Raw genomic sequence first — 11,560 nt, 5'->3', positions numbered from 1 at the left:
CCGCCAGTACCAAGGCAGGATTTGTGATGATGGCACGGGCGGCAGCCACACGCTGTTTCTGTCCTCCGGACATCTGATAAGGGTATTTGTTTAATACATCAGTAATGCTTAACAACTGTGCCACCTTTTTAATGCTACCATCAATTTGGTTCGCAGGGGTTTTCAAAATCGTTAGCGCTAGTGCTATATTCTCATAAGCAGTTAGAGTATGCAGCAAATTGAAGTCCTGAAAAATAAAGCCCAGTTTTTCTCGTCGGAATCTAGAGAGTTGGCTGGATTTCATCTCCGTAATGTCCTGCCCTCCAATTAAGATGCGTCCTGCTGTGGCACTATCAATAGTGGAAATACAGTTGAGCAGTGTCGTCTTACCGCTTCCTGACGCACCCATAATGCCGATGTATTCTCCTTTTATGACATCAAAACTGATATTATCTATAGCTTTCGTAATATTACCCTTACCGCCATAATATTTTTGCAGATTTTGAACCTTCAGTATAGTATTCACATTGGTTTCCTCCAAATTATTATTCTTAGTACGATAGATTATAGCAATGAACTCCATGTCTTACCATCGATTTAGCTTACAGAAAACGAACAAATCTGTAAGATAAGAAAAGAGCCATCCACTTATCGTAGAGAGCCCTTTATCGATTTGTTCACTTTCATTCTGCAATCATAGTCAGCTTATCCTTTGGAAAAATGATGAATACTGATGTCCCCAACTGTTCTTTCGATTTAAGATCAAATCCCAACCCCATTTTTTCGGAAAGCTGTTTACATAAATATAGACCAATGCCGGTGGATTTTGCGAACCGCCGTCCATTTACGCCAGTAAAACCCTTTTCAAATACTCTGCCTAAATCCTGAGTAGGAATTCCAATACCGTTATCACTGATACATAGGACGATATTCGCATTTTCCTCCTTTGCTTTAAAAGACAGTGTAAGGTCATTCTTTTTGTACTTAATGCTGTTGGAGATCACCTGCTCTAGAATAAAGTCCAGCCATTTTGTGTCTGTGTAAACAGTGTAATCCATATCAGAGATTTGAATACTCGTTTTACAAGCAATAAGCTGTTTTGAGTGTTTTTTAACCGCCGCTTTTACCAATACATCAAGAGAGGCAGAACGGATGGTATAATCCTTTTCCACGTTAGTACTGCGAGCATAGAACAATGCTTGGTCAACATAACCTTCAATTTTATCCATTTCCTCCAGAATGCTTCGCGAAGAATCACTTCTGTTGTTTTCACATAATAGTATGATACAGGAAATAGGCAGCTTCACTTCGTGTATCCATGTTTCGATATATTCTCTGTATTCATCTCTTTGGATCTGATAATCAGCTATTTCATCATTCATTGCCTTCGTAGCTTGCCGCAAAATATCGCACAAAATCTCTGCATCCGCAAATGTAGGGTTTTCAAGTAAAGACGCAATATATTGCTTTTTGTTCATATTATGGAGGGTATTATAAATCCCCCTGTAATAATTGCTGCGTTTTGAATAATCCTGTAGCAGCGAAACTATAGCAATGAGAATAATCAACCCACAAATCAACAGTACCGCCGCAGTGCTTATGTGAACCATACTTAATATTACACTGACAAAAATAACAATGCAAATCTGCCCCAGTATGAAAATTAATTTATCTTTCAAAAATAACGTAAGCTTCATATCAAATACCCCTGCCCACGCTTAGTCGAAATGAAATCATTTGCTCCGACAGAATCCAGTTTGTGACGCAAGCGGTTAACGTTGACCGTTAGAGTGTTATCATCTACAAATTCGTCCGACTGCCAAAGCTCATCCATCAGTTCCTCCCGAGATACGATACGACCAGAATTTTTGATAAGCATAGAAAGAATATGCTGTTCATTCTTAGTAAGTTCTTCCGTTTTATTTTTAAACGTTACTCTACTTTTAGCAAGCGAAAGTATTAATCCTCTATGTTCTAAAGCCTCCATTTGAGTTTTCTGTTCAGTACGCTTAAGCACTGCCGCAATCCGGGCAAGCAAAATTTGCTTGTTATAGGGCTTTGTGACAAAATCGTCCGCACCGAGATTCATACCCATAAGTTCGTCCATATCTGTATTACGGCTAGTGACGATGATGATGGGCACTTCAGATTGTTTACGTATTTCACGACAAATATGATATCCGTCATAATAGGGTAAATTGATGTCGAGTAGAATTAAATCTGGCTTTGCAGATTGTACAAGCGTAATGATGTTTTCAAAATCATCGGTATAATCGCACGAGTATCCATAAATGACAATCATTTTGGCCAATTCTTCTCGAAGGACTGTATCATCTTCAATTATATAAATTTTCACACACAAGCCTCCTTTGAATAAGGTTTTATAGATTTTCACTGCAATGTCAAGAGTAATCCTACCTTTAATTTTTATCCTTCAAAACCATTACATATCATGATATAAAATGTTAAAAAATATCCTTCTTCGCCAACTTATAATCTGCGATTGCTAACTTACGTCTTACATCGATACTGTAAGGGCATTCCGGCGTACATTTGCCGCAATCGGTGCAGCTATCAGCCTTAACCTCCAGTTTGGAATAAAGGTTCATAGCCATATCTCGATTGCCAAACCAAAAGCGTAGCCGCTCCTTTAAGGCGTAATCGGAAGCATTGGTTACGATACCATCCGCCATTTGCCGATCGAAATAACCCTCATATAGGAAGATATCCGTAAGGGGAATGTTCTCGGGGCAAACCATGCATTTTCCACATTGTCTGCATACATAGGTACCAAGCTCAGGAGAATTAGTATATATGTCTTCCATTTCTTCCTCTGACATCGGTTTGAATTCATTCGCGTAACGTAAATCCGCCTCTAGTAATTCTCTATTATTGATGCCTGCAACGACAATGGATACCGGCTGACTGAAGGCATAACGGAACGCCTGCGAAGCATTGCGCCACAATAGACCGTCTGCTACCGGTTTCATTAAGATAATAGCAGTATTATTCTTATGTGCTAATGGTAACAATACCTCTTGTATCTCGGGGAAGTTGAAATGATCATAATAATTAATGGTCGTCATCACAGCCTCAAAAGGGTATTCTTTTAATGCACGGATTAAGACATCGGGCTGGCCATGCATTGAGATTCCTATGTGATGAATGCGTCCTTCCTTTTTTGCTTGTAATGCACCTTCCAATGCCCCACCGGGAGCAAGTATCTGATCCAGCTCCTCCATAGTTCCCACAGCATGCATAATGAAAAGATCCACATAATTCGTATTAAGATTATGTAAGCTACGATCTAAGGAGGCTAACAATCCGTCCTTGAAACGTTCTCCTGACTTTGTTGCCAGAATGAATTCCTTTCTTCTTGCTGATACACATTGTCCTATCTTTCTTTCTGACTCACCATCCCCATAGCTGGCAGCAGTCTCAATATAATTACCGCCCTCGTCCAAATATCGATTTAATAGATAGTTCGCCTCGCTTACTGGGATCTCCAGCAAATGAAATCCACCAAATCCAAGAATTGAAGTGTGTAAACCTGTGTTACCAAATGGCCGTTTTTGCATAATAACACCATACCTTTCTTGTATCATATATAGACATCATATCACTGTAAAATCACATGTCAATATGATAGTAGGATAACAGGAAATATGATAACCTGTCCCCTCAACCTTATGTAAAAATGCACAATATTCACTCAACCATATCAACTTTAAAATCGTAGATAGGTTCTCACAGATGTAAAAAAGGGCTTCCAAAGAACGACCACTAATCTGAAATGCTCCAATCTTTGGGAACCCTTAATTTGAACCCTATTTAGTTGTTATCCCACTTAATTTCCGTATTGCTCATACACATAAGGTAGAATTACCCATGTAACATCGTCGGCAGCAATAATATTTGTGTGGATTTCAGGTTTTAGCCCTTGATATAAATGATGTGCCTTATCGCAAGGATTTTTATGACAATTTTGGCATTTATCAACGTCATTTTCCGCCGCGCATTTCAATGAATCGCAGTTAAAGCCTTTATCTAATCCCCCGGTATGACAGCCATCACACAACTTCATATCATCGCCCCAATACCCCCCATCGCCTACACCCCCCGCGTATACACGTATCAGTCGCTCTTTCAACTCCGCCCGAAACTCCTCGCTAATTGTTCCACCGTTATAATGCACACACAAATCGCAACGGTGTCCGCAACTGGCATAGACCGCCTGCTCTTTCGGAAACGGCTTTCGGTTAGGCTTTTTCTTAATCAAAATAAGCTGCTTGACAGCTTCGAGCGTATGTAAATCGGCAGCGGAAATAAACATCCATTTGCCGTCATGATGTGTTTTGCTGTTATCGTAAATTCCCTGTATCTTCTGCGGAAATTCATTGCGCCGCGCCTCAAATATTTCACGTTCTGCTTTTCCGAAAATAACGAGAAAATCATAACAGTCTTCTCGTATATAGATAGTCAGCACCGTTTTCCCGCCTTTACGGAATTTCAATTCATCTTTGCCATTTCCCACTTCATCTAAAACATACTTTCCTCGCAGAAAGCGCATGGTTTCCTCGCTAACCTTTTGCAGTTCTGTTTTTTCGCTCATGGTTGTAACCTCCTATCACCCATAAAGGGCGTTCTTCACTAATCGAGTTTGAAAAAGGGTTGGCGTATTTTTTTTGCGTTGTAACATATCTACGGCAAGTTAATCAATCGCAATTTATTTTACCGCCATCCAATCGACATGCTGCACCTTCAGAGGAGGTTTTCTCTTTATTTTCAGCAGCACCTTGGATAGCTTGGATAATTTGTGCAAGTGGCTGTGCACCACTGATTCGATATTTTCCATCTATGATGAGGCATGGAACCCCTTCGATGCCATATTGTTTTGCAAGAATCAAGTCATTCTCCACCGCATCCTTTGTATCACCACTACTGTAATGTTGCTCCCATTTCTCTAAGTCTATGCCACTTTGCCTGATGCACTCGTTAATGATATCCGGATCCTCAATGTTGCGGTTTTGTACGAATAAGGCATTTTGTAGAGCGTCAAAAACATCCCAATATCCAGCGTCGCTTGCAGTGAAGTATGCCGCTTTACATGCAGTAAGTACTTTCATGGAAGACGGGAATGGAAATTCTGCCTTATGCATTCCAGAGATGTTAAATCGGTGCAGGTCATCATTTTGATTTGCCTGTTCCCAATGACTCAGAATTTCGTTCTTAGCCGCTGCTCTTGAACCAAACATCTCGTCAAAATCGCGTTCCGATTTGACCAACGCATAAGATCGATGCACGATTTGAGCCTCTGGCATCATTTTCTGGAGCTGACGCATCCTATATGACATAGGGAAGCAAAAGCTACATATTACATCATGGAAAAACTCTACGGTTACATTATTCATAATATCACTCCTTATCTCTTCTATTTTATAGTATGAACAATATCCACTCATTTCTTTGTGCATCTCTTAAGGCCTCATATCTCCAACTAACCGTTCAGCCATAAGTTCCTTCACTTTTCTCCCTCATAAAGTCAGAGCCAACACCTGGAATATGTGCTGGCTCAATTATTACTCTATCGTATTCAAGATCTCTTTTAATTTCATTATCTCCTCTTTGGTCAGAGTTGTTCCCTTGCCCATCTTTTCATGTTCTGGAGCCCAGTCACGAATATCATATTTAGGCTCACCACCATTCCAACTGATGAGATTAACTTCTTTTCTCCAACCTTTTGAATTTTCAGATAATACACCGATTTCTTCAATTATATCGTATTTAATGTCTGGCATACTAATTCACCTCATTTTCACACATCAGTTTATTCTGTCATTACGACGAAGCATCTATTACCTATTTACTTCTTAATTCACCTTATATAGCAGACAACACGTCTCCACATGATTTGTCCAAGGGAACATATCCACTGGCCAAGCTTCCTTCACATGATAGCCCTTCTTTATAAAATATTTTAGATCCCTCTGCAGCGTAACAGGGTTACAGCTAATATAAACAACTTTGCTTGGCTGTATGCTCTCAACTGCATCTATAAACTGTTCTGTACTTCCTGCTCTTGGCGGATCCATAAATACTACATCTGCTTTTTCTCCTTTTTCAGCCATAGCAATCATAAATTCTGTGGCGTCTGAGTTGTAGAAATGTTCATTTGTAATGCCATTGCGCTTAGCATTTGCAATTGCATCCTTTATTGCTTCTTTATTTACCTCAACGCCAAGTACTTCTTTCGCGTTTTTGCTTGCGACTAGACCAATTGTACCGATACCACAATAAGTATCTATCACTCTTTCTTTGCCTGTTAGTCCAGCTGCTTTAATCGCTAACTGATATAAGCGTTCTGTTTGTACAGGGTTAACCTGATAAAAGGATTTTGATGATATACGGAATACATTTCCACATAGGGTATCCTCAATATATCCTTTTCCATAAAGAACAGTTTCACGATCTCCAAGAATCAAACTATCGGTACGATTGTTGATATTTAACACAATTGTTGTAATTTCTGGATGAGCTTTTCTAAGAGCAGCTACAAAATTTTTCTTTGATGGTAGTATTGGAGATGCAATTACTAAAACAACCATGATTTCGCCACTAGTAAAACCTCTTTTTACTAGCACATAGCGAAGTAAACCAAAGCCGGAATCTTCATCGTATGTTTTTATCTTAAAGGATTTTAACATACCACGAATTGTTCCAATAATTTCATCTGCCTTTTTATCTTCTATTAAACAAGAGGTAGTAGGAATTATTTGATGAGTTCCCTCTTTATAAACACCAGATATTATATTTCCTTTTGCATCACGACCAAATACAGCCTGTACTTTATTTCTATAATGATAAGGATGTTCCATTCCTAGGATTGGATGGACCTTGCAAAAATCAGATAATAGTTTCGATACTTGTTTCTGCTTTATTTTTAGTTGCTCTTCATACGGTAGGTCTAGGTAATGGCAGCCTCCACATTTTTTAGAATGCGAACACTCATATTCTCCATATTTTTTCTTTTTGTTAGTTCTAAGTGTACTCCCCTTATCTACTGTTTTTTTCCCATCCTTACTCTTGTCTATAAGCCCCTTACTTTGTGACTTAGGATTGATGTTCTCATTTTGTTCCTTTTTATAATAAGTCTTTTCTTGCTTTCCATTAGATCCCTTATAATCATTAGACTCCTTATATGCATTCTGACCTTTCATTTTCTCTTTCCCAGCTATATTTGCTTTCGTAGAAGTTTTTAATTTTCTAGTCATATTTTCTTTACTGTTTATATTTTCTTTTCCGTTCCTACTTTCTTTCTCAGAAGTATTTTCTTTTCTAGTCATACTTCCTTTCGCAGAAGTATTTCCTTTCCAAGATGTATTTCCCTTCACTGTAGCGCTACTCGTTTTTTTATCACTATTTATTCTTGAAGAATTTTTCATCATTTACGTTTCCCTTCTTTTTGTATAACCAATTATCACTATCTTCTTTTACCTTTTCTATCTTTTATCTTTTCTATCTTTTACTTTTCTATTTTTTACTTTCTATTTTTTACTTTTCTATTTTTTCAATATCTTACTTTTGTCTCTAATTTGAAACTATGGCTTTTTAGGCTGTTATCAAATCTATTAAACATACTTCAGTCATTTATGTCCAAATTATTCTGGGTTTTTAAATTTTAATATTAATTATCTTGATAAGTATTAAGCTCCTATGCCTATCTTTTAAATTCTATCCGATTATAACAAACATAACCAAACATGTCTATAAAATACTATTTATTTACTAGCATAATAATTTAACAATAATTTATTCTACCTCAAGTAAAACAATGAAAAAAGGCTTAAGCAAAATACTCTATCCTTAATTTTGCTTAAACCACTTATTTCCCTAATTATTTTTAAGTTGGATTTCCTTAATCATTCTCACATCTTCACCCATCATGTGATTAAATACACAAGATTGAATCGCTGATTTTAACGCCTTTAACTCCTTATATGGATTTTTAGCTAATGCTGGACAGTCAATCTCCATAATAAATTTACGAAATCCTAGATGTTCCTTAACGTGTAGCTCGTAATTTGAATATCCTTTTTGACGCATTATAGTTTCTTCTGAATAGAAATGGTAGGAAACATACTCTCTGAGTTCACATACGATATCTAGTAACTCTTGTTCTTGAACTCCAATGCACTTTCTCACAAGTAATTGCTCAATATCTCTTCCAATACGAAAGAACTCTTTGTGTTGCTGATCTATTAATTCATCTCCTGTTTCTAACTCTTTAATCCAATCAAATGCAAAATCAAACATTTCCCACCTCTTATGTATTTAGTACTTAATTACTAATTATAAAGTACAACGTAACAACTCGTTCGTCAAGTATAAATTTTAGCAATTTTAATATTTATACACAATAGCTTTGCACTGACCTCACCTATAACATAAAAAAACCCAGTCTTAACCGTAGTTGTAATACTCATATCAATTTTATTACTCTGCATTTGAGTTATGGATAATCCCGTACTTCTTTCCCGATTAATTGGTGCAACATCGGTAGATTCACTATATTTATATCCCCATATACAAGTCTTTGTTTATAAACTTAAATTTTTTATTACTAATTTTTATACATTATTTTAGATTAGTCCCAAAAGACGCATAGCAAAAAAGGTAAGCATCATGACAACCTCATAATGCCTACCTTCTAACCTGAATTTATTTATAAAATTTCAAACATTGAATTTAGTAACAACCAATTTGAGCGGAATAATCTCATTAATTGCCAGTAGCCAACACCTCGTAAATCATATTCTTTCACGAGATCAAATTTTGCTTTGATACTTCTTACATCTTCAAACCAAACTTCATGATCTACTCCATCACGAGTATATTTAAAAAATGGGGTTTGTGCCACTTCATCAAATTGTATAACCGCATTATTTGCAGCGGCGATTTGAACTGCTTCAATATTGCCAATCGATCTTGCTTTTGTCTCTCCTTTGACATAAGGAAGAGCCCAGTCATAGCCATAGTTTGGAATACCCAAATCAATCCTATCAACTGGTATTTGAGTTATTGCAAAATCAACTACCTGTCTTACCAAATTGATTGGTGCAACAGCCATCGGTTCACTATAGGTATAGCCCCATTCGTACGTCATTAAAAAAACACTATTAGCTGCCTCACCAAGCAAGCGATAATCCATACCCTCATATAATAAACCAGGCTGATTTTCACTTGTCTTAGGTGCCAATGCTACTGAAACAAAGAAGCCCTCTTCATTCATTCTTCTTGTTAATTCTGCAACAAATTCAGCAAAACCAATACGGTCTTCTCCTTTGACATACTCAAAATCGACATTAACACCAACATACTGTTTTTCTTTTACCACAACTAACAGTTCATCAATTAAATGATCTCGAGCCGCCTCGTTTTGTGCAACAGCACTTACTAACGCATTGTTGAACATTCCATTTTCATCTAAAGGTGTTAGCGTTAATATAGGTCCTACTCCATGTTTTGTTGTTATTTCCAGTACTTCCTCGTCATCTGGAGGTATTAAATCCCCTTCTGTAGTAAATCCATACGAGAAGATACTTAGATTTGTAAGGTACGGAAGTGTTTGCTCTAATACTTGATGATTTACATAAGGATAAACATATCCATTGGTAGAGATAGTCTTATCTCTAACTCCTTCATACGTTATGACTAGAACCTGACCTTCACTTAATTGTTGGTCCTGTATGATATACGGATTGTTGCGAATCAAGCTAATAACACTAACTTGAAAATTCTGAGCTATGGAATAAAGCGTGTCTCCAGGCTTAACCTGATATATCTTGGTTGGATGAAGAATTAGTAGTGCTTGACCGATCACCAAATTCTCGGGTGTATAAATCTCGTTATCAAAAATGAGACGCTGTACGGATACTCCATATTGATTTGCAATTGAAAATACGCTGTCACCTGGTTTTACTACATGAATTTCCATATAAATTTCCGTTTTTTTTAATCATATTACAACACAAAGAAGAATATGAATAAAACCTGTTTCTAAACCTATTATTTTACACAGAAACGTTTAAATTACCTTCTTTTCTGGAAACTCTACACTGTTCGAATTATTTTCCATCGTCCGGAAGCATAACGGGCACAGGCTACAATAAGAGCAACTGCCCAACCAGCTGGAATGGACCACCAAATCGCATGATAGCCAATACCTGATAAAGCAGCAAGACCATACGCAAGTAGAACTCTAAATGTTAGGTTACAAAGTGTTGCAATCATAAAGAATTTCATATCTCCTGCACCTCGTAACACACCGTTAAAGTTGTTCATGGTCCCCATAATAACATAGAAAACGGATACCACTCTTAAGTACTCAATCCCAACCTCTAAAACTGTTTTGCTTGCATCATTTGCCACGAAGAAACCAATAAATTGTTCCCCATAAAGATATAGGATACCTGCAATAAATAATCCAAAAATCCAAACCATCGATAATGCTCCACGTAAGCCTTTTGCGACACGTTCAGGCTTCTTTGCCCCTATATTTTGAGCAGTAAATGTAGACATAGCACTACCGATATTAACCATAGGCATAATTGCTACGGAATCGATTTTTGTGGCTGCTGCATAGCCTGCCATAACGTCAGCACCGTATCGATTTACAAGAGCTTGTACTAAGACGATACCAATTGAAACAATGGATTGCTGTATAATGGATGGAACTGCAATTTTTCCAACAGTTTTTAAGATTTCAAAGTCGAAATACCTTGATTCTTCTTGTATATTTTGTTTTTTCATGTAAACAATCAGTGCTAGAAATGATAATACCGCAGATAACGCCTGTGCGATTAAGGTTCCATAGGCTACACCTGCAACACCTAGATTGAAATTAATTACAAATACCAAATCTAGTACAATATTTAGTACCGAGCTAAATGCTAAAAATATTAATGGTACTTTTGAATTTCCAAGTGCATTAAATATCGCGTTCAGTGTATTAAATAAAAATAAAAAGATTACTCCCATAAAATAGATACCAAGATAAACCGCTGTATCTTCAAATACTTCTGGTGGTGTATTCATCGCATGTAGAATACTTCGATTTAATAATAATCCTAAAACGGTTATAAAAGAACTTATAATGAGCATCGTAATGAGTACGGTGCGTATTGCACTACGCATTTTCCCGTATTTCCCTGCACCAAAATACTGAGATATTACAACGGAAGCACCAATACCAGCACCCGTCGCAATTGCTATAAATAAAAATGTGATTGAAGAACAAGTTCCCACTGCTGCCAGAGCATTAGAGCCTACCTTCTTTCCGACTATCATTGTGTCTGCTAGATTATATGCTTGTTGAAATAAATTTCCCAAAACCATAGGAATAGCAAATTTAACTAAGGTTCTTCCGGGATTCCCAGTTGTCATGTCACCCTTCATTGATTTATTAATTCCTTTCCTTAGTACTTCATATATTTTATAACATAGTCTTTACCGTTCTGTTTTACTTATGAGTATTTCATCTTCTTTGTTTGAATTATGTATACTCCAACTATCATAATAACTG

General features: G+C 37.0%; 10 protein-coding genes and 1 pseudogene. All 11 read right to left on the bottom strand.

Annotation, left to right across the window (positions count from 1 at the left end; all coding sequences use genetic code 11):
* Window positions 1–388, bottom strand: a pseudogene (locus tag RTP52_RS04510) (ABC transporter ATP-binding protein); the annotation flags it as partial.
* 274 nt (window positions 389–662) lie between these two features.
* Window positions 663–1,676, bottom strand: coding sequence for a sensor histidine kinase (locus tag RTP52_RS04505; RefSeq protein ID WP_312369469.1), 1,014 nt, complete (start codon window positions 1,674–1,676; stop codon window positions 663–665).
* Window positions 1,673–2,335 carry a response regulator transcription factor gene (locus RTP52_RS04500; RefSeq protein WP_312369467.1) on the bottom strand — a complete coding sequence of 221 codons (663 nt, stop codon included), beginning with the start codon at window positions 2,333–2,335 and terminating at the stop codon, window positions 1,673–1,675. Before RTP52_RS04500 ends, RTP52_RS04505 begins: the two co-directional genes overlap by 4 nt.
* Window positions 2,336–2,444: 109 nt before the next feature.
* Window positions 2,445–3,584, bottom strand: a complete 1,140-nt coding sequence (locus RTP52_RS04495; protein ID WP_312104103.1) for an aldo/keto reductase — start codon at window positions 3,582–3,584, stop codon at window positions 2,445–2,447.
* Between the two features lie 242 nt (window positions 3,585–3,826).
* Window positions 3,827–4,591: a DUF3788 domain-containing protein gene (locus RTP52_RS04490; RefSeq protein WP_312369465.1), complete on the bottom strand. Its 765-nt coding sequence runs from the start codon at window positions 4,589–4,591 to the stop codon at window positions 3,827–3,829.
* A 103-nt stretch (window positions 4,592–4,694) separates the two neighbouring features.
* A complete protein-coding gene (locus RTP52_RS04485) occupies window positions 4,695–5,390 on the bottom strand; it encodes a DsbA family oxidoreductase (protein WP_312369463.1) in 696 nt (231 codons plus the stop codon).
* Window positions 5,391–5,558: 168 nt separating this feature from the next.
* Window positions 5,559–5,777: a YdbC family protein gene (locus RTP52_RS04480; RefSeq protein WP_312369461.1), complete on the bottom strand. Its 219-nt coding sequence runs from the start codon at window positions 5,775–5,777 to the stop codon at window positions 5,559–5,561.
* A 72-nt stretch (window positions 5,778–5,849) separates the two neighbouring features.
* Window positions 5,850–7,424: a 23S rRNA (uracil(1939)-C(5))-methyltransferase RlmD gene (rlmD, locus tag RTP52_RS04475; RefSeq protein WP_312369459.1), complete on the bottom strand. Its 1,575-nt coding sequence runs from the start codon at window positions 7,422–7,424 to the stop codon at window positions 5,850–5,852.
* Window positions 7,425–7,869: 445 nt separating this feature from the next.
* A complete protein-coding gene (locus RTP52_RS04470) occupies window positions 7,870–8,292 on the bottom strand; it encodes a bacteriohemerythrin (RefSeq protein WP_312107115.1) in 423 nt (140 codons plus the stop codon).
* A gap of 409 nt (window positions 8,293–8,701) precedes the next feature.
* Window positions 8,702–9,973: a glycosyl hydrolase family 18 protein gene (locus RTP52_RS04465; protein WP_312369457.1), complete on the bottom strand. Its 1,272-nt coding sequence runs from the start codon at window positions 9,971–9,973 to the stop codon at window positions 8,702–8,704.
* A gap of 116 nt (window positions 9,974–10,089) precedes the next feature.
* Complete coding sequence (locus tag RTP52_RS04460; RefSeq protein ID WP_331660899.1) at window positions 10,090–11,421, bottom strand: MATE family efflux transporter; 1,332 nt, start codon at window positions 11,419–11,421, stop codon at window positions 10,090–10,092.
* Window positions 11,422–11,560: the final 139 nt, after the last annotated feature.

The organism is Lachnoclostridium sp. (assembly GCF_031997925.1).
Taxonomy (GTDB): domain Bacteria; phylum Bacillota; class Clostridia; order Lachnospirales; family Lachnospiraceae; genus Lachnoclostridium.
This window is presented reverse-complemented; position numbering and strand designations above follow the sequence as displayed.